Origin of the sequence: Streptomyces sp. JJ38, assembly GCF_019303475.1 — a bacterium.
Lineage (GTDB): Bacteria > Actinomycetota > Actinomycetes > Streptomycetales > Streptomycetaceae > Streptomyces.
This window is the reverse complement of the sequence record NZ_JABLSI010000029.1, coordinates 32,828-51,749: the sequence shown is the minus strand read 5'-3', so window position 1 is coordinate 51,749 and position 18,922 is coordinate 32,828. Positions and strand designations below refer to the sequence as shown.

At 74.2% G+C, this 18,922-nt stretch carries 18 protein-coding genes; 11 read left to right on the top strand and 7 right to left on the bottom strand.

What is annotated here, in order from left to right; genetic code table 11:
- Positions 1-16 precede the first annotated feature (16 nt).
- Positions 17-757: a hypothetical protein gene (locus HPT28_RS17100; RefSeq protein WP_219091972.1), complete on the bottom strand. Its 741-nt coding sequence runs from the start codon at positions 755-757 to the stop codon at positions 17-19.
- Between the two features lie 109 nt (positions 758-866).
- Between HPT28_RS17100 and HPT28_RS17095 the strand changes: the two genes are divergently transcribed.
- On the top strand, positions 867-2,438 hold the full coding sequence (locus HPT28_RS17095; protein WP_219091971.1) for an MFS transporter: 1,572 nt from the start codon (positions 867-869) through the stop codon (positions 2,436-2,438).
- 69 nt (positions 2,439-2,507) lie between these two features.
- Here the strand turns inward: HPT28_RS17095 and HPT28_RS17090 are convergent, their stop codons facing one another.
- On the bottom strand, positions 2,508-2,954 hold the full coding sequence (locus HPT28_RS17090; protein WP_219091970.1) for an ATP-binding protein: 447 nt from the start codon (positions 2,952-2,954) through the stop codon (positions 2,508-2,510).
- A 197-nt stretch (positions 2,955-3,151) separates the two neighbouring features.
- Between HPT28_RS17090 and HPT28_RS17085 the strand changes: the two genes are divergently transcribed.
- From HPT28_RS17085 to HPT28_RS17040, 10 genes are all read left to right on the top strand, one after another.
- On the top strand, positions 3,152-3,955 hold the full coding sequence (locus tag HPT28_RS17085; protein ID WP_219091969.1) for a hypothetical protein: 804 nt from the start codon (positions 3,152-3,154) through the stop codon (positions 3,953-3,955).
- Between the two features lie 250 nt (positions 3,956-4,205).
- Positions 4,206-4,937, top strand: a complete 732-nt coding sequence (locus HPT28_RS17080) for a YcnI family protein (protein WP_219091968.1) — start codon at positions 4,206-4,208, stop codon at positions 4,935-4,937.
- 110 nt (positions 4,938-5,047) lie between these two features.
- Entirely contained in the window at positions 5,048-5,725 is a 678-nt protein-coding gene (locus HPT28_RS17075; RefSeq protein ID WP_219091967.1) for an SCO family protein, read from the top strand.
- Positions 5,722-6,291: a copper chaperone PCu(A)C gene (locus tag HPT28_RS17070; protein ID WP_219091966.1), complete on the top strand. Its 570-nt coding sequence runs from the start codon at positions 5,722-5,724 to the stop codon at positions 6,289-6,291. Before HPT28_RS17075 ends, HPT28_RS17070 begins: the two co-directional genes overlap by 4 nt.
- Positions 6,292-6,304: 13 nt before the next feature.
- Complete coding sequence (locus HPT28_RS17065; protein WP_219091965.1) at positions 6,305-8,194, top strand: copper resistance CopC/CopD family protein; 1,890 nt, start codon at positions 6,305-6,307, stop codon at positions 8,192-8,194.
- A gap of 10 nt (positions 8,195-8,204) precedes the next feature.
- Positions 8,205-9,587: an iron uptake transporter deferrochelatase/peroxidase subunit gene (efeB, locus tag HPT28_RS17060; RefSeq protein WP_219091964.1), complete on the top strand. Its 1,383-nt coding sequence runs from the start codon at positions 8,205-8,207 to the stop codon at positions 9,585-9,587.
- A gap of 131 nt (positions 9,588-9,718) precedes the next feature.
- Positions 9,719-10,648 carry a prephenate dehydratase gene (gene pheA / locus HPT28_RS17055; protein WP_219091963.1) on the top strand — a complete coding sequence of 310 codons (930 nt, stop codon included), beginning with the start codon at positions 9,719-9,721 and terminating at the stop codon, positions 10,646-10,648.
- Positions 10,649-11,208: 560 nt separating this feature from the next.
- Positions 11,209-12,486, top strand: a complete 1,278-nt coding sequence (gene serS, locus HPT28_RS17050) for a serine--tRNA ligase (protein ID WP_219091962.1) — start codon at positions 11,209-11,211, stop codon at positions 12,484-12,486.
- Positions 12,483-13,301 (top strand): HAD family hydrolase, encoded by an 819-nt coding sequence (locus tag HPT28_RS17045; protein ID WP_219091961.1) that lies wholly within the window; start codon positions 12,483-12,485, stop codon positions 13,299-13,301. Before serS ends, HPT28_RS17045 begins: the two co-directional genes overlap by 4 nt.
- Before the next feature lie 43 nt (positions 13,302-13,344).
- Entirely contained in the window at positions 13,345-14,100 is a 756-nt protein-coding gene (locus HPT28_RS17040) for an SDR family NAD(P)-dependent oxidoreductase (protein WP_219091960.1), read from the top strand.
- Between the two features lie 139 nt (positions 14,101-14,239).
- Here HPT28_RS17040 and HPT28_RS17035 read toward each other — a convergent pair whose 3' ends face one another.
- The 5 genes from HPT28_RS17035 to HPT28_RS17015 form a co-directional block, all read right to left on the bottom strand.
- Positions 14,240-15,112, bottom strand: a complete 873-nt coding sequence (locus HPT28_RS17035) for an ATP nucleotide 3'-pyrophosphokinase (RefSeq protein ID WP_219091959.1) — start codon at positions 15,110-15,112, stop codon at positions 14,240-14,242.
- A gap of 139 nt (positions 15,113-15,251) precedes the next feature.
- Positions 15,252-15,974, bottom strand: coding sequence for an ABC transporter permease subunit (locus HPT28_RS17030; RefSeq protein WP_219091958.1), 723 nt, complete (start codon positions 15,972-15,974; stop codon positions 15,252-15,254).
- Positions 15,975-15,989: 15 nt separating this feature from the next.
- On the bottom strand, positions 15,990-16,907 hold the full coding sequence (locus HPT28_RS17025) for an ABC transporter ATP-binding protein (protein WP_219091957.1): 918 nt from the start codon (positions 16,905-16,907) through the stop codon (positions 15,990-15,992).
- On the bottom strand, positions 16,904-17,830 hold the full coding sequence (locus tag HPT28_RS17020; protein WP_219091956.1) for an ABC transporter permease: 927 nt from the start codon (positions 17,828-17,830) through the stop codon (positions 16,904-16,906). Before HPT28_RS17020 ends, HPT28_RS17025 begins: the two co-directional genes overlap by 4 nt.
- Positions 17,820-18,836, bottom strand: coding sequence for an ABC transporter ATP-binding protein (locus HPT28_RS17015; protein WP_219091987.1), 1,017 nt, complete (start codon positions 18,834-18,836; stop codon positions 17,820-17,822). Before HPT28_RS17015 ends, HPT28_RS17020 begins: the two co-directional genes overlap by 11 nt.
- Between the last annotated feature and the right edge of the window lie 86 nt (positions 18,837-18,922).

Here is an 18,922-nt window from a genome sequence, read left to right as displayed (position 1 = left end):
GTGTCCTGCGCGCCCGTCAGACGTCGCGGAGGTTCTGCGGCGGGGCGAGGGTCGGCACCGGCCGGGCGCCGAGGGCGCGGCCGTACTCCAGAGCCTGGGCGTCCGCCAGGTAGGGCGAGAGCCGCAGCAGCACCCGCCCGGCGAGGAAGCCGCGCTCGGCCTTCGGCGGGATACCCCGGGCGTCCCGCTGCAACTGCTCGGCCCGCTCCCGCGCGGCCACGGCGTCGGGGAACACCTCGATGACGCCGCCGAGCGACACGCTGCCCGGGTCGTTGTCCACCACGAGACCGCCGTTGACCCTGCGGTCCTCGAAGGACAGCTTGCTCCGGTAGCCGTCCGCGTAGCCCAGCAACCGGTCCGGGTCGCCCGAACGGGTGACGACGCGGACCGACTCCACCGGAAGCCCGGCCTGCCGCAGCCGCCCCAGCGCCGCCTCCGCCTCGGAGGTCACCGGTGTCGTCGTCCGCGGCGGCGACTCCCGCCACGGCCGCGTCACTCCCCCGGACGCGTCGTCGTCCGGACCGCCCCGGGCGGAGCCCAGCGTCGCCCCCGCCACGACGCACGCGCCGAAGGTCACCAGCGCCGCGCCCAGCCACACCGCCCCACGACGCGTGAGCGCCCCGGCCCCGCGCGTCGTGTGCTCCGTCGTCCCGCGCGTCGTGTGCTCCGTCGTCCCGCGCGTCGTGTGCTCCGTCGTCCCGCTGCCCAACTCGTCACCGCCCCTGCGCTCGCCGCCCCTTGGCAGAGTAGTGCGCAACCGTGCCGCGGCGCGGCCCGTCACGCCGACGCGCGTGGCCGCCCGCCGGGGCCCCGGCCGCCCGCGCCGCCCGGTGGCCCGCGCGGACGGCAGCGTGGATCATCGCCCTATGAGCGCGGCCAACCCCCACGGCACGGCGGGCGCCGGCGCCCTGCGGCTCGCGGAGCGGCAGGGCCGCTGGGTGCTGTTCACGACGGTCCTCGGCTCGGGCATGGCGATGCTGGACAGCACCGTCGTCGGCGTCGCCCTGCCGCACATCGGCGCCGAACTCGACGCCGACCTGGGCGTGCTCCAGTGGACGGTCAACGCCTACATGCTCACCCTCGCCGGGCTGATCCTCCTCGGCGGGACGCTCGGCGACCGCTACGGGCGGCGCCGGGTCTTCCTCCTCGGCATCGTCTGGTTCGCCCTCGCCTCCGCCCTGTGCGGGCTCGCCTGGAACGCGGGTGTGCTCATCGCGGCCCGGGCGCTCCAGGGCGTCGGCGGTGCCCTGCTCACCCCCGGTTCCCTCGCCCTCATCCAGGCCACGTTCCGCCCCGACGACCGGGCCCGCGCCGTGGGCGCCTGGTCGGGCCTGGGCGGGGTCGCGGCCGCCGTCGGCCCCTTCCTCGGCGGCTGGCTCGTGGACGGTCCCGGCTGGCGCTGGGTGTTCCTGCTGAACGTCCCGCTGGCGCTGCTGTGCGTGCCGGTCGCCCTGCGGCACGTCCCGGAGAGCCGCGACCCGGCGGCCGAGGGCCGGTTCGACGTCACCGGGGCGGCGCTCGCGGCGCTGGCGCTGGGCGGCGTCACCTACGCGCTCATCGCGGCCCCGGAGGTGGGCGCCTCCGCCGCCGTCGTCGGCGCGGCCCTCGCCGGCGGCGTGCTCGCCGCCGTCTTCGTGTGGTGGGAGCGGCGCGTTCCGGCCCCGATGGTGCCGCCGAAGATCTTCACCTCACGCCAGTTCACCGCCGTCAACGCGGTGACCCTGTGCGTCTACGCGGCGTTCGGCGGGTTCTTCTTCCTGGCCGTCGTGCAGCTCCAGGTCTCGGTGGGCTACTCCGCGCTCGCCGCCGGGACGGCGCTGCTGCCCACCACCGTCCTCATGCTGCTGCTCTCGGCCCGGGCCGGGGCGCTGGGCAGCCGCATCGGGCCGCGCATCCCGCTCACTGTCGGACCGCTGCTGTGCGCGGGCGGCATGGTGCTGATGACGCGCGCGGGCCCGGGCGCGTCGTACGTGTCCGACGTCCTGCCCGCGCTGCTCGTCCTCGGCTCGGGCATGGTCCTGCTGGTGGCGCCGCTCACCGCGACGGTGCTGGCCTCGGTGGACGTGTCCCGTGCCGGGCTGGCCAGCGGCGTCAACAACGCCGTGGCCCGCGCCGCCGGGCTGGTCGCGGTGGCCGCCCTGCCGCTGCTGGCCGGGATGGGCCCCGAGTCCTACCGCGACCCCACGGTGTTCGACGCGGCGTTCGACCGCTCGATGCTGTACTGCGCGCTCGTGCTCGTCGTCGGCGGTGCGCTGGCCTGGCTGACCGTCCGCGGCGACGTCCTGGAGACCGGCGACGCCCCCGCGGCGGAGCCCGGGGCGCCGCCGCCCCACCACTGCACCGCCGAGTGCCACACCCACTGCGGCGTCGCCGCCCCGCCCCTCGACCCGGGGCACGTCTCCGAGCCGCATCCGGGCGGTGAGCCGGAACGACGGTGACGGCACGGCCGTGGCCCGCGGACCGGCGGGACGTCGGCGGGGGCGCGCCCAGCGGGGCGTCGGTGGGCGTCAGCAGGGCGTCGTCCGCAGCAGCGAGTCGTCCCGCAGCTTGAGGATCTTGTCGAACGTGACGACGGCCCCGTCGCCGGGGCCGTTGCGGTAGCGGACGTGATCCGCGAGCGCGTTGATGAGGAACAGCCCCCGCCCGTGCTCCGTCTCATCGGGCTCGGCCGGGCCGCCCGCCATGACCGGCGGGACGAAGCCGGGCCCGTGGTCGGTGACCTCGATGCGGCACACGTCCCCGTCCAGATACGCCGTGACCCGGTAGCGCTCCCCGTGGCCCGGACCGCCGCCGTGCTCGACGGCGTTGGCACACGCCTCGGAGAGGGCCACGGAGAGTTCGTACGCGACGTCCGCCTCCACCCCCGCGGTCTCCATCGCACCGAGCAGGAGCCGGCGCGCCAACGGCACGCTCGCAGCCTCGCGCCGCAGGTGAAGAGACCACCAGATGCTCATGCTTCGGCCTCCCGGCTGCGGCTCGACGAACCGAGGCTTGACGTACGGATACGTATTGCCCTTCTCCACGCACAGTAAGCATGGCCCGCGCGGCAGAACGCTCAATCGGCCGATCCCGGTCGAAAGGCGGGCCCAGGCCGCCAACCGGGCCCCTGCCCGGCGGCTCGGCGGTGCCCCGGTGAGATGATGTGGCCGCCATGGACGTGCCCGTCGCGCGCGCGAGCGCCGATCTGCGACTTCTCCGGGCCGCGGTGTTCACCGCGGCCTGTGTCGTGCTGTCGGCCGCCGGGCACGTGCTGGCGGCCGGGGCGACGGTTCCCCTGTGGGCCTTCGGCGCCGCCGCCGCGCTCGTCTTCGCACTCGCCGTACCCCTGGCCGGGCAGGAGCGCTCGCTCCCCGGGATCGCGGCGGGACTCGCGGCCGGGCAGGTGGGCCTCCACGTGCTCTTCGCCGGCGCCCAGCTCTCCGAGCCGGCCGTCGGTGCCCCGGCGGCGACCGGAGCGGCACCGGCCTCCGGTGGCCTCGCCGCCCTCGCCCAGCGCCTCCTGTGCAACGGCGCCTCCGCGGCGCCGCTCAGCGAGGCCGAGGCCCGCCGCGTCCTCGACGACGCCGGGCTCGGCGGACTCGCCGCGGCTCAGACCCCGCCCCCGGCCCCGGGCGCCGGGCACCACGCGGCTCCCCTGCTCGATCTGACGTCCTGGCCCATGCTGCTGGGGCACCTGCTGGCCGCGCTCGCCGCGGGCTGGCTGCTGCGCTGCGGTGACGCCGCGCTGTGGCGGCTGGTGCGGCTGTCGGCGACCGCCGTGGACGGACTGCTGCTGCGCGTGATGCGCGTCGCCCTGGCCTGGCTGCGGCTCGGCGGGGGCGCGACGGGCGCGGTCGTCGGCGTACCGGCGCCGGGTGCCGGTGACGAGCTTCCGGACGAGCCGCGGCCGCTGCGGCACAGCGTCATCCGCCGCGGCCCGCCGACGTCCCCCCGCGCGTACGCGCTCGCGGCCTGACGCGTCCCCTCCGCCGGTTGCCACCGGCGTGCCCTCGACCGGGCGCCCCCGACTCCGCCCCGACGGCGCTCGGACAGCGCCCTGACGGTGTCTCGACGGCGCCTCGACGGCGCCTCCCGGGAGGGCTCGGACGCTCCGGGCAGGCCGGGCGCTACCGCGGACCGTGCCCTGCCCAGACCCGCTTCCGGCACACCGGCGTGTGCGCGCCCGGACGCGCGGTCATCCGACCCACCCTCTCCGGAGAGCCTTCATGAACACCTTCCCGCACCGTCTCACCGCCATCGGCGCCGTCGCCGCCGCGGCCGTGCTCGCCACCGCCGCCCCGGCCCTCGCCCACGTCACCGTCGACCCGAAGACGACCCCCGGCGGCGGCTACGCGACGGTCAACTTCAAGGTCCCGAACGAGCGGGACAACGCCTCCACCGTGAAGCTGGAGGTCACCCTGCCCAAGGAGCACCCGCTCTCCTCCGCCATGCCCGAGCCCGTGCCCGGCTGGGACGTCGAGGTCGAGGAGGCCAAGCTCGACACGCCGCTGGAGGTCCACGGCAAGAAGATCGACGAGGCGCCCAGCAAGATCACCTGGACGGCGACCGACAGCGGCATCGCGCCCGGCACCTTCCAGCGCTTCCCCGTGTCCCTGGGCCGCCTCCCCGAGGACGCCGACCGGCTCGTCTTCAAGGCGATCCAGACCTACGACGGCGGCGAGGTCGTGCGCTGGATCGAGGTCCCCGAGGAGGGCGGCGAGGAGCCCGACAGCCCGGCGCCCGTCCTGAGCCTGACCGAGGGCGAGGGCCACGGCCACCACGGCGGGAACGCCGAGGAGATCGTGGGCGAGGACCCGGACCCCGTCGCGGACACCACGGCCGCCGAGGACGACGGCACGACCGACGCCACCGCCCGCGTCCTCGCCGTCATCGGCATCGTGGTCGGCCTCGGCGGCGTCGCGTTCGGCGTCCTCGCCGGACGGCGCCGCGACGCCTGACGGCCCAACCCGCCCACGGGCACCGGCGGGCCCGGCCGACGCGCCGGGCCCGCCCCACCCGCCGACCGGCCCCCGGCAACGTACGCGCAGCACTCACCAAGGACACCTTCATGCACTTCGGTACCCCACGCCGCCGTCGCGGCGCACTCGCACTCGCCCTCGCCACCGTGCTCGCCGTCGGCGCCACCGCCTGTGGCTCCGGCGACGACCAGGGCGACGGCGGCACCCCCGCCGTCGAGGTCTCCGGCGCGGCCGACGCGTCCAAGGCGACGGTCCTCGACAACCCCTTCGACAAGCCCGATCTCGTCCTGACGGACACCGAGGGCGAGGAGTACAGCCTCGTCGAGCAGACGGCGGGCAAGCCGACGCTCCTCTTCTTCGGCTACACCAACTGCCCCGACGTCTGCCCCCTGACGATGGGCAACATCGCCCTGGCCGAGTCCCAGCTCACGCCGGAGCAGCAGGACGAGCTCCAGGTCGTCTTCGTCACCACCGACCCCGAGCGGGACACGCCGGAGGAGCTGGGCACCTGGCTCAAGGGCGTGGTGCCCGGCGCCGTCGGACTGACCGGCGACTTCGCCACCATCCAGGCCGGAGCCCGCACCCTCGGCATCAGCGTCGAGCCCTCCACGGTGCGGGAGGACGGCGAGGTCGAGTCCGTGCACGGCTCGCAGGTCGTCTACTTCTCGCCCGAGGACGACAAGGCCCGCGTCGTCTACACCGAGGACGTGCCCCTCGCGACCTACGAGAAGGACCTGCCGAAGCTGGTCGAGGGGAAGCTGCCATGAGCCGGACGCCCCGCACCCGTACCGTCGCGGCCTCCGCGCTGGCCCTCGTCGGCGCCCTGGTGCTGGCCGCCTGCGGCACCTCCGGGCCCGAGCCGGAGACCGTCGAGGGCAGCGCGTACATGCCCGAGCCCGTCACCGCGAAGCTCGCGGCCGGGTACGTCACCCTCACCAACGAGGGCGACGAGGACGACGCGCTCATCTCCGTCAGCAGTGAGCTGTCCGACGACATCACCCTGCACCGCAGCGTCGACAACACGATGAGGAAGGTCGACTCCCTCGCCATCCCGGCGGGCGGGAAGGTCGAACTGCGCACCGGCGGCGACCACCTGATGTTCCACGACCTGACCCGCCTGCCGCGCGAGGGCGACACCGTGACGGTGGAGCTGCGCTTCTCGAAGTCCGACCCGCTGACGCTGGAGGTGCCGGTCAGGGCGAAGACCTACCAGCCGGGCACGGACGGTGTGGAGCACCCCGAGCACGCGGACGGCGACGGCGACGGCGGGCACACCGGACACGGCGGGCACGACAGCCACGGCGGGCACGACGGCCACGGCGGGCACGGGTGAGGGACCGCCGGACATGACCGCCACCGTTCCGCCGCCGCTCCGCCGGCCGTTCGGCGGGTTCGTGCTCGCCGCCCTGGTCTGCGCGGCCTTCCTGGCCGCGCTGGCCTGGGCTCCCCCGGCCGCCGCGCACGCGACGCTCACGGAGTCCGACCCGGCGGAGGGCTCGGTGGTGGCGCGGGCACCGGACGCCGTCACCCTCACCTTCACCGAGGACGTCGCCGTGTCCGACGACGCCGTCCGCGTCCTGGACCCGCGAGGCGAACGCGTCGACGAGGGCGGGGCGAAGCAGCCGGAGTCCGGCACCGTCAGCGTCGCGCTGCGGCCCGGCATCGCGGACGGCACGTACACCGTGACCTGGCAGGCCGTCTCGGCCGACAGCCATCCCATCGCGGGTGCCTTCACCTTCTCCGTCGGCGCCCCGTCCGAGACCACCGTCGTCCTGCCCGGACAGGTGGTCGGCGGGGGCACGGTGGGCCTGCTCTACGACGTGGCCCGCTACGCCGCGTACGCGGGCTTCACACTGCTGGTCGGCGGCACGGCCTTCGTCCTGCTCTGCTGGCGCGACGGCGCCTCCGCCCGCCCGGTCCGGCGGGTGGTGGTCACCGGCTGGGTGACGCTGTTCGTGGCCACCCTCGCGCTGTTGCTGCTGCGCTCCCCGTACACCACGGGCGGCGCCGTGGCGGACGCCCTCGACCTCGGCGGCATGCGCGAGGTGCTGGAGACGAAGACGGGCTCCGCCCTCGTCTCCCGGCTCGTCCTGCTGGGCGCGGCGGCCCTGTTCGTCACCGTCCTGTTCGGCGCCTTCACCCGGCCCCGCCCGGCGGCCGAACGGCGCGACCTGCTGTTCGGGCTCTGCCTGGGCGGCGGTGTGGTCGCGGCGGGCCTCGGCGGCACGTGGGCCATGTCCGAGCACGCCTCCACCGGGCTCCAGCCGGGCGTGGCCATGCCCCTCGACGTCGTCCACCTGCTGTGCGTCGCCGCCTGGCTGGGCGGTCTCGCCACCCTGGCCGCCGTCCTGCGCTGGGGGCCGGCCCTCCCCCGCTCCGCCGCCCACGCCTTCTCGCGGCTCGCGTTCGTCAGCGTGCTGCTCCTCGTCGCGACGGGGCTGTACCAGTCCTGGCGGCAGGTGGGCTCGTGGTCGGCGCTCACCGGGACGGACTACGGGCGGCTGCTCGTCGTCAAGGTGCTGCTGATCGCCGTCCTGGTGGGGGCGGCCGCGCGCTCCCGGCGCTGGACGGCGAGACTCGGTGAGGCGGCCCGGGCCCCCTCACCGGCACCGCGCGGCGGGGACGGCGCCGGGAACGACACCGGGAACGACACCGAGGACGACGCCGCGAACAGCGCCGGGGACGACGTCACGCCTGAGCGGGCCCGACAGCTCGCCCGGCAGCGGGCCGCCGTGGCGGCCGCCCGGCGCCGACGGGACCTGGACGCCGACGTTCCGCGCGCCGCGCTCCGGCGCTCCGTCCTGGCGGAGGCCGCCGTGGCTGTCGTCCTGCTCGCCGTCACCACGGCGCTGACCGGCACCCAGCCGGCCCGCACCGAGGCCGCCGCGGCGGCCGAGGCGGAGGCCGGACCCGTCCGGCTGAGCGTGCCCTTCGACACCGGCGGCCCGGACGGCCGGGGCACCGCCACCCTCGAACTCGCCCCGGGCCGAAGCGGCGAGAACACCCTGGACCTCCGCACCGACGTGGCCGCCGAGGAGGTCCGCGTCGCGCTGACGCTGCCCTCCCGGGACATCGGCCCGCTGACGGTCACCCCCGAACGCGCGGACGCCGCCGGGCGCGTGTGGACGGCCACCGGCGTACGGCTGCCGCTGGCGGGTGAGTGGGAGGTCGCCGTCACCGTCCGCACCTCGGACATCGACCAGGTCACCGAGAAGAAGACCCTCAGGATCGGCTGAAGCGAAACTCATGAACCAGTCACACGACGCAGGCGGGGACTCCCCCGCGCACGACGACATCGACGAGGGCGCCGCGCGGGACCGGGCCGGCAGCGCCTCCTCCGCGGCCTCTCCCACCGCCTCTCCCCCCGCCTGTCCGGCTGTCTCTCCGGGCGTCTCCCGGCGGCGGCTGCTCGGCACGACGGGCGCCGCGGGGGCGGTCGGCCTGGCGGCCGGGGCGGCCGGCGGGGTGTTCGGGCACGCGGCCACGCGACCGGAGCCGCCGACGGCGTTGAACAGCGTCGGCGGCACCGAGTACGCCTTCCACGGCCGGCGGCAGCCCGGCATCGTCGAACCGCTACAGGCCCACGGTCACCTGGTGGCCTTCGACCTGGCGCCCGGCGCCGGGCGGCGGGAGGCGGCGGCGCTGCTGCGGCGCTGGTCGCGGACGGCCGCCACGCTCATGGCGGGCCGGACGCCGCAGGACGGGGACGCGACGCCCACCGGTATCGCACTGGACGCCGGACCGTCGGCTCTGACGATCACCTTCGGACTCGGCGCGACCTTCTTCGACCGCACCGGGCTGGCCGACGCCCGTCCCGCCGCGCTCGCCCCGCTGCCCGCCTTCTCCGCCGACGCGCTCGACCGGCGGCGCTCCGACGGCGACCTGTGGGTGCAGATCGCCGCCGACGACGCCCTGGTGGCCTTCGACGCGCTGCGCCTCGTCCGGCGACAGGCGGGCGACGCCGCCCGCGTCCGCTGGCACATGACCGGCTTCAACCGGACCCCCGGCGCGACCGCCGAGCCCCGGTCGCAGCGCAACCTCATGGGCCAGGTGGACGGCACGAACAACCCCAGGCCCGGCGATCCGGACTTCGACGCCCGGGTCTTCGTGCCCCGGGAGGGCGGGGACGGCCGCCACCCCGCGTGGATGGCCGACGGCTCCTACGCCGTCGTCCGGCGCATCCGGATGCTGCTGGACGCGTGGGACGAGCTGCCGCTCGACGGGCAGGAGAAGGTGATCGGCCGCCGGAAGTCCGACGGCGCGCCACTGTCCGGGGGCCGCGAGACGACGCCCGTGGACCTGGAGAAGCGCACGGCCGGGGGCGAACTCGCCGTCGCGGCGAACGCGCACGTCCGTGTCTCGGCGCCGGAGACGAACGGCGGCGCCGCGATGCTGCGGCGGTCGTACTCCTACCAGGACGGGCAGCGCCCTGACGGCACGGTGGACGCCGGTCTGCTGTTCGTCGCCTGGCAGTCGGACCCGCTGCGGGGCTTCGTGCCGGTGCAGCGGAAGCTGGACCGCGGCGACGCGTTGTCCGAGTTCATCCGGCACGAGGCCAGCGCCCTGTTCGCCGTCCCGCCGGCGCCGGCGGAGGGCGAGTACGTGGCCCAGCCGCTGCTGGAGGGCTGAGCCCGGCCGCGGTCGGCCGCCCCCTCCGGCCCGGCGGGAGGGCGCGTCCGGCCCCGGCGGGAGGGCGCGTCCGGTGTGGCTCGGGTGAGACGGCGGGGCGCGGGGCGCCCGGATGCGCCTACTGTTGCGACATGTCACCTGCCAGCCGCTACACCTATCTGGGCCCCGAGGGAACCTTCACCGAGGCGGCCCTGCGCTCCCTGCCGGAGGCCGCCACCCGGCAGCTCGTGCCGATGGTCTCGGTGGCCGCCGCCCTGGACGCCGTGCGGGCCGGGGAGGCCGCCGGGGCTCTCGTGCCCATCGAGAACTCGGTGGAGGGCGGTGTCACGGCCACGCTGGACGAGCTGGCGTCCGGCGAGCCGCTGATGATCTACCGCGAGGTGCTGCTGCCGATCGCGTTCGCGCTGCTGGTGCGGCCGGGTACCGCGCTGGAGGACGTCAGGACGGTCACGGGGCACCCGGTGGCCCAGCCGCAGGTGCGCAACTGGCTGGCGGCCAAGCTGCCGGAGGCGGTCTGGGAGTCGGCCGCGTCGAACGCGGACGGCGCGCGGCTGGTGCGCGAGGGACGGTACGACGCGGCCTTCGCCGGGGAGTTCGCGGCGGCCACCTACGGGCTGGAGGCGCTCGTCACGGACATCCACGACGCCGAGAACGCGGTGACGCGGTTCGTGCTCGTCGGCCGCCCGGCGCGTCCCGCCGCCCCGACCGGCGCGGACAAGACGTCGGTGGTGATGTGGCTGCGCAAGGACCACCCGGGCGCGCTGCTGGAGCTGCTGCACGAGTACTCGTCGCGCGGAGTCAACATGATGCGCATCGAGTCGCGGCCCACGGGCGAGGGCATCGGCCGGTACTGCTTCTCGGTGGACTGCGAGGGGCACATCCAGGACCGCAGGGTGGCCGACGTGTTGATGGGGCTCCGGCGCTCCTGCCGCGAGGTGCGGTTCCTGGGTTCGTACCCGCGCGCCGACGCGGTGCGGCCCACGCTGGAGCAGGGCACGACGGACGCGGATTTCACAGCCGCCGCGGACTGGGTGCTGCGCTGTATGGACGGCCGCGGCTGAGCCGCCGCCGGTCGTCGGCGGTCGTCGGCGGTCGTCGAAGGTCGTCGAAGGTCGTCGAAGGTTGCGGAACGCAGTGGGAAACGTCCGGGGACCGACGGGGAAACAGGCCGGGGGGCCAAGTTATCCACAGGCTGGGGGCATTCTCCTGTGTATAAGTCGACCCGAGTGCGATGGTGACGGGCGGGCACGGCCCGGCTCGGTGGCGGCAGAGTCAACGCGGCGACGGCGCAGCACACTTCACCGTGAGGCGCGTCACAGCCGTACCCCTCTTTCGGGTAGGGGTTTCGAGTTTGACCGACGAATTGTCCGAAGTGCCCCCGCGTGGCAGCCCTCGCCACACCCAGGATTCCCCGCCTCAAACCTGTTCCGATCATTTCCACAGCAGACGCGAACACCCTGTGGATATCTTTGCCGACCCCCCGTGACCTGTGGATAAGCCTGTGGCGAACACGGCGGAATTCCCTTCGCTCGCGATCGGCAAAGACGATCAAAAGGGGCATAGAACCACCAAACGGGATATCGGTTAGAGCTCCCCTTCCACACCCCGGTAGCCTGGGGGGGTGATTGACCTTCGCCTGCTTCGTGAGGACCCAGACCGTGTGCGCGCCTCCCAGCGCGCCCGAGGCGAGGACGTCGACGTCGTCGACTCGCTCCTGGCCGCCGACGAGCGGCGCAGGTCCTCCAGCGCCCGCTTCGACGCGTTGCGCTCCGAGCAGAAGCAGCTCGGCAAGCTCATCCCCAAGGCCACCGGCGAGGAGAAGGCCGAGCTGCTGAAGAAGGCCGCCGAGCTCTCGGCCGCCGTCAAGGCCGCGGACGCCGAACAGGACGAGGCCGCGGGCCTGACGCAGGAGCTGCTGGGCCGCCTCGGCAACCTCGTCCACCCCGACGTCCCCGTCGGCGGTGAGGACGACTTCACCGTGCTGGAGACGATCGGCACCGCCCGGGACTTCGCGGCCGAGGGCTTCGAGCCCAAGGACCACCTGGAGCTGGGCCAGCTCCTCGGCGCCATCGACGTCGAGCGTGGCGCGAAGGTGTCCGGTTCGCGCTTCTACTACCTCACCGGCGTCGGAGCCCTGCTCGAACTGGCCCTGGTCAACGCGGCCATCGCGCAGGCCACCGCGGCCGGCTTCACCCCCGTGCTGACGCCGGCGTTGGTCAAGCCGCGTGCCATGGAGGGCACCGGCTTCCTCGGCCAGGCCGCGCAGGACGTCTACCACCTGGAGAAGGACGAGCTCTACCTCGTCGGCACCTCCGAGGTCGCGCTCGCGGGCTATCACATGGACGAGATCCTGGACGCCTCCCGGCTCCCGCTGCGCTACGCGGGCTTCTCGCCCTGCTTCCGCCGCGAGGCCGGCTCCTACGGCAAGGACACCCGGGGCATCTTCCGGGTCCACCAGTTCGACAAGGTGGAGATGTTCTCCTTCGTCGCCCCGGAGGAGGCCGAGGCCGAGCACGCCCGCCTGCTGGAGTGGGAGAAGCAGTGGCTGACCTCGCTCGAACTCCCCTTCCAGGTCATCGACGTGGCCTCGGGCGACCTGGGCTCCTCCGCCTCGCGTAAGTACGACTGCGAGGCCTGGATCCCCACCCAGGGCAAGTACCGCGAGCTCACCTCCACCTCCAACTGCGACGAGTTCCAGGCCCGCCGGCTGTCGGTGCGGATGCGCGACGGCAAGCAGGTGCGACCGCTGGCCACACTCAACGGCACGCTGTGCGCCGTCCCCCGCACCATCGTGGCGCTGCTGGAGAACCACCAGCAGGCCGACGGCTCGGTGCGGGTGCCGGAGGCCCTCCGCCCCTACCTGGGCGGCCGGGAGCTGCTGGAGCCCGTCGCCTCGTGAGCTTCCCCTACCGGCTGGTGGCGACGGACCTCGACGGCACCCTGCTCCGCGGGGACGAGACGATCTCGCCCCGCACCCGGAAGGCGCTGACCGCCGCCACGGACGCCGGCGCCGCGCACCTCGTCGTCACCGGCCGCTCGGTGCCCTGGGCGCGCCACATCCTGGACGCCCTGGACTACCGGGGGCTGGCCGTCTGCGGCCAGGGCGGGCAGGTCTACCACGCGGGCGAGCACCGGCTGCTGACCTCCGTCACCCTGGACCGCCGGCTCGCCCGGCACGCGGTCGAGCGGATCGAGGCCGAGACCGGCCCCCTCCTGCTGGCCGCCGCCCGGGACGGGCTGGACGGCGACGTCCTGGTGGAGACCGGCTACCGGGTCCAGGAGGGCCCCCTGCCGGTGCTGCCGTGCCCGGAACGGGACGCGCTGTGGGCCGCGCCGCTCAGCAAGCTCTACCTCCAGCACCCGCGCCTGTCGGACGACGTCCTCACCAAGCTCGTCCGGCAGACGGTGGGCGCGCTGGTCGGCGTCACCATGGCGGGCCCGGGGATCGTCGAGCTGCTGCCGCCGGGGCTCACCAAGGCCACCGGGCTCTCCCTCGCGGGCCGTCGGCTGGGGGTGCGCGGTGCGGAGACCATCGCCTTCGGCGACATGCCCAACGACGCCCCCATGTTCGCGTGGGCGGGCTACGGCGTCGCGATGGCGGGGGCGCACGCCGAGCTGATCGAGGTGGCCGACGAGGTCACCGCCTCCAACGAGGACGACGGCATCGCCCTCGTGCTGGAGCGTCTGCTCGACGGCGGCGTCCCCGGAGCGTAGGAACCGCCACGCGTCCTCCGCTGCGTGACGTTACGCTCGCGCCATGACGCGCACAGTGGTGATCAGCGGTGGCGGCAGCGGCATCGGCCTGGCGACGGCCCGGTGCTTCGCGGCCGAGGGCGACCAGGTGGTCCTGGCGGGGCGGCGCGGCGAGGTGCTGGAGCAGGCGGCCGCCCAGGTACCCGGGGCCCTGGCCGTGCCGGCGGACCTCGCCACGGCGGAGGGCGCCCGGCGGCTCGCCCGGACGGTGGCGGAGGAGTGCGGCGCCGTCGACGTCCTCGTGCACAGCGCGGGCGGCAACGGCCGCCTGGAGTCCGAGCCCGAGGGCCTGGACCGCGAGGATCCGGTGGCCTCGGCCGAGCACGACTGGACGCTGAACTTCCGGCTCAACACGCTGACGGCCGTCCTGCTCACCGAGGCCCTGCGGGACCGGCTCGCCTCCCCCGGCGGCCGGGTGTTGTTCCTCAGCTCCATCGCGGCCTATCGCGGCTCGGGCTCCGGCGCCTACGCGGCGAGCAAGGCCGCGCTGCACCCGTACGCCTTCGACCTGGCCCGGACACTGGGCCCCCGCGGCGTCACCGTGAACGTGGTGGCGCCCGGCTACGTGGAGTCGACCGAGTTCTTCGGCGAGGGGCTGCCGCGCGAGCGCCACGAACGGCTGGTCGACGAGACCTTCAACGGCCGTCCGGGCACGCCGGGCGACGTGGCCGAGACGCTGCACTGGCTGGCCTCGCACTCCGCCGGGCACATCACCGGCCAGGTCATCCAGGTCAACGGCGGGGCGCACCTCGGCCGCTGAGTGCGGCGGCCGAGGTGCGCGCCCCGGCTGAGGTGCCCGGCTGACGTGCCCGGGGTTCACGGGAGCCGGATGCACGAGGTCGGGTCTTGAGGGCCGGGGGACGGGCGCCCGTCACGCCGGCCGGGTCACGCGGACCGGGTCACGCGGGCTGTGGCACCCGGGGCGGACGGGTGAACTCGGGGGCCTTCAGCTCCGCCGCCCCGGCCGGCACCGGCACGGCGGCGAAGATCCGGGCCTGCTCCGCGGCGAGTTCGGCCTTGCGCTCGGGAGAGGTGCTGGGCAGGCGCAACTCCTCGTACAGCGGGTGGGTCAGCTCGGCTGCCCACTTGCTCGCCGGGGTGTGGAGCTGGACCTCGAACTTGTGGCCCCACATGGGGTCCTTCCACGCCGCGTTGATGGCCTTGTAGCCGGTGCGGTTCTTCCACGTGTTGGCCCAGCGCACGCTGTCGTGACCCCAGTGGACGAGCATGTGCGAGGCCTCGCGGGCGCCCTCGGTGTACTCCCCGTCCTGCCACACGAGGGTGTAGCGCACGGAGTCGTTGAGGTCGTCCAGGGCCTCGTGCACGGTCTGGTTCGGGTCGTCCTTGAGCCAGGTGGCGATCTTGCGCTTCGTGGACTCCTCGGACTTCAGCCGGTAGTCGAAGCCGACGAGCTCGGCACCGGTCCACGCCGCGACGGTACGGATCTGGGGGCTGATGGTCTTCTCGGCCTTCGCCGCACGGTTCAGGAAGGCCTCGACCGCGGCGTTCTGGCTGGCGTCGAGACGGAGGTCGCCCTGCCGCCAACCGTCCTTCTGCGCAGCCGCGGCCTCCCCCGCGGTGGCGTCGGACGGGTCGCCGACGGGCAGCGGCTTGGCCTTGACGGGCTTCCCGATCAGGGCGCCGGAGGCGGCGGGCGAGTCGAGGGCGAGGGCCCCGGGCGCCGAGGCGAGGCCGAGGGCGGCGGCGAGTACGGCACCGGTCAGGGCGCGGCCGGCGGAGCGGTTCCGCGTGGCGGAGGAGGGAGTGGTCATCGGCGTACATCCCAACGAGGAGGGAGCAGATCCGCCGCGTATAACGGCGGAGGCCGATGACCGTCACGGACGCTACTCCTGATGGCCGGTCAGTGATGGCCGGATGCTTGCGCCGGTTTCACGTGAAACCGGCGCAAGCTCACTCCTCTCCGGTCAGCGTCAGCACCTTGAGCCGCCGCGCGGCGTACCAGGTACCCAGCGCCGTCACCGCCGTGAGGAGGACCGCTGCCACGCCGAGGCCGACCTCAGCCGTGACGCCGGCGCCGCTGCCCACCACCTCCTCGGCGACGGACAGACCCCACTGCTGGACACTCAGGGCACGGGCGCCGGGCACGAAGGAGCCGAACAACGCCTCCCAGAGCAGCGCGTAGACGAGGCCGAACACGACGGCGTGCCGGGTGACGGTGCCCAGCAGGAGGAACAGGGCGCTGTAGGCGATGGAGGCCACCACGGCCGCGATGGCGAAGGCGACGGCGATCTGCTGGCTTCCCCCGACGAGGATGAGCCCCGCCAGCAGGATCGGGACGGCCGAGAACGTCATCGTGACGGCGACGGCCACATACAGCTTCGTGGTGATGACCGTGCTCCGCTTCACCGGCTTGGAGAGCAGATAGACGATGGAGCCGTCGTCGATCTCGGGGCCGATGGCGCCCGTTCCGGCGATGACGCCGATGAGCGGGACCATCGTGGCGAGGGCGAAGCCCCGCAGCAGTTCCACGGCCACCTCGTCGTCGGCGAGGTCCATGAGTCGCACGGCCACGGCGATGAGCAGCAGCAGTGCCGGGAGAAGGCTCAGCAGGGCGGCCCGGCGTCGGCCGAGCAGCGCCCGGTAGGTGAGCCGGGCGACGGTGGGGTCGTACATCTCGCGGGCTCCTTGCTAGGCCGAGACCAGATAGGCGAAGACGGACTCCAGCGACTCGTCGGAGGGCGAGACGGTCAGGAGCCGGATGTCGTGGGCGCGGGCGATGCGGGGCAGCTCACGGGTGAAGCGTTCGAAGTCCACGGCCTGCACGCGCAGGGCACGCTCGCTCTGGTCGAACTGGACGCCCGTCGTCGAGGCGTCGGCGATGAGGGCCGAGGCCAGCGCCCGGTCGTCGCTGGAACGGACCAGGTAGCGGTGCGGGCGGTCGGTCATCAGCCGGCGGATGCGGCGGAAGTCGCCGCTCGCGGCGTGGCGTCCCGCGACGATCACCTCGATGTGCGAGGCGAGCTGCTCGACCTCCTCCAGGATGTGCGAGGAGAACAGCACGGTGCGGCCGTCGTCGCCCATGCGCCGCAGCAGCTCCATGAGCTGCATGCGCTGCCGCGGGTCCATGCCGTTGAACGGCTCGTCCAGGAGGAGCACGGAGGGCTCGTGGACGAGGGCGGAGGCCATCTTGACCCGCTGCCGCATGCCCTTGCTGTAGGTGTCGATGCGGCGGGTCTGGGCGTACTCCATCTCCACGGTGGCCAGGGCGCGCCGAGCGGCGGCGCCCGGGTCGCGCAGGCCGTGCAGCTCGGCGTTGGCGAGCACGAACTCCTCGCCGGTGAGGAAGTCGTACATCGCCTCCCGCTCGGGGACGATGCCGATCTCCCGGTAGGCCCCCTCGTTGCGCCAGACGGCGGCGCCGTCGAGGGTGACGGTGCCGACGGAGGGGGCGAGGAAGCCCCCCATCATGGCGATGAGCGTCGACTTCCCGGCTCCGTTGGGGCCGAGCAGCCCGGTGACTCCGGGGCCCACTTCCATCGTCACGTCGTTGACGGCGACGACGTTGCCGAACCAGCGTGAGACGTGGTCGATGCGGATCGTGCTCACAGTCCGGCCTTCCGGTAACGGGCCATCAGGACGGCGTAGGAGCCGGCCACGAGGGCGAGGACGAGGAGGAGGTAGCAGGCGCCCGCGGCGTGGGAGGGGACGACGGCGCCGGGGAAGTCGGAGGGCGCCCCCAGGAACTTGGCCTGGAATCCGGACACCAGGGTGCCGGGCGAGGCGAGGCCGAGCCAGCCGACGGCGTCGGCGTTGTTCCCGTTGTCCGCGATGAACTGGAGCGTGGACACCGCGAAGTAGGGCACCGTCAGCACGCCGATGATCGCGGCGACGCCGAATCCCCGGCGGGGGGTGAGGGCGGCGATGACGAGCCCGATCCCGGCGTAGAGGACGGAGAGCACGGCCACGGAGACGAACCCGAGGGCGAGGTCGGCCGTCTGCTCCCCGAAGTCCAGCTCGCCCAGCAGCGCGCCCACGTACAGGATCAGCAGCGGCGCCGTGGTGAAGACGAGCAGTGCCGAGGCCATGGCCGCGTACTTGGCCAGGACGTAGTCGACCCGCTCGATCGGCCGGGAGAAGTACAGCGGCACCGTGTGGAAGCGCAGGTCGCGGGAGACGGACTGCGGGGCCATGGCCGCCAGGTACAGGCCGAGGACGGGCGCAAGGTATCCGGCGTACTCGCGGTAGTCCACCGGGAGGTCGTTCAGGTCGGTGGTGATGGCCACGGCGACGACGATGAGCGCCGGCGCGCACATGATGCCGAACAGGATCATCGGCGTGATCTTGGACTTGGCCGACCGGCCCAGGCCGTAGGCGCCGCGCAGCGACTGCGCGAACAGCGAGCGCCGGGCGTAGGCGCGGCCGAGCCGGGCGCCCTCGTAGTTCCGGTAGCCGATGTCGTGGATGCTGGCGGCGTGCGCGGTGGTGGCGTTCTGCGTCCCGCCGGGCCGGTGGGGGTGCTCAGTCTGCATGGCCGCTGCCTCCCTTCGGGTCGCTGTCGTGGCTCTGGAAGACCTCGGCGATGCGGTGGCGGCGCTGTTCCATGCGGACGAGTCCGAGGCCGAGGTCGGCGACGGCGTCCCGCACGAGGTCGTAGGTGGCCTCGGCGTCCTGGTCGCCCCCGGCCGCGCCGCCCGGGCCGTCCCCGGCGCGGGCGAGGTCCACGAGGAGGACGTGTCCGGCACCGGGCAGGCCGTTCTCGGCCCCGGCCGGCCGGGCGGTCAGCCCCGCGGCCCGGAGGGCTGCCAGCAGGGCGGCGCCGCCGTCGGGGTGGGCGTCGGTGTCGGTGACCTCGACGGCGAGGGCGGCCGTGGCCTGGGTGAACTCGGTCGTGGCGGAGGAGCGCAGCAGCCGACCGCCGTCCACGACGACGACGTGGTCGCAGGTGCGCTCCAGCTCGCCGAGCAGGTGGGAGGTGACGAGCACCGAGATGCCGAAGTCGGTGTGGACGCGCCGGATGAGGGCCAGCATGTCGTCCCGGCCGACCGGGTCGAGGCCGTTGGTGGGCTCGTCCAGCAGCACGAGCTCAGGGTCGTGGACGAGGGCCTGGGCGAGCTTCACCCGCTGCTTCATGCCCGTCGAATAGCCGCCCATGGGGCGGTAGCGCTCCTCGTAGAGGCCGACGTGCCGGAGGGTGTCGGCGGTGCGCTCGCGGGCGGCGATGGGCGGCAGCCCGGACATCCGGGCCATGTGGAGGACGAACTCCGTGGCCGAGACGTCGGGAGGGAGGCAGTCGTGCTCGGGCATGTAGCCGACGCGCTCCCGGATGGCGGAGCCCTCGGTGGCGATGTCGAGGCCGAGGACCCGGGCGCCGCCCTCGGTCGCCGGGGAGAGCCCGAGCAGGATCTTGATCAGAGTGGATTTGCCCGCGCCGTTGGCACCCACCAGGCCGGTGACGCCCGGTGTGATGTCGACGGTCAGGCGGTCGAGCGCGGTCACCCGGGGATACCGCTTGGTGAGGCTTTGGGTCGCGATCACAGTCACACCTCGACGCTATCGGCGCGCCGGAGACGCGGCGTCCGCCTCGACGGCTGGAGGTGTATCAGCCTCAGGGTGGAGAGCAT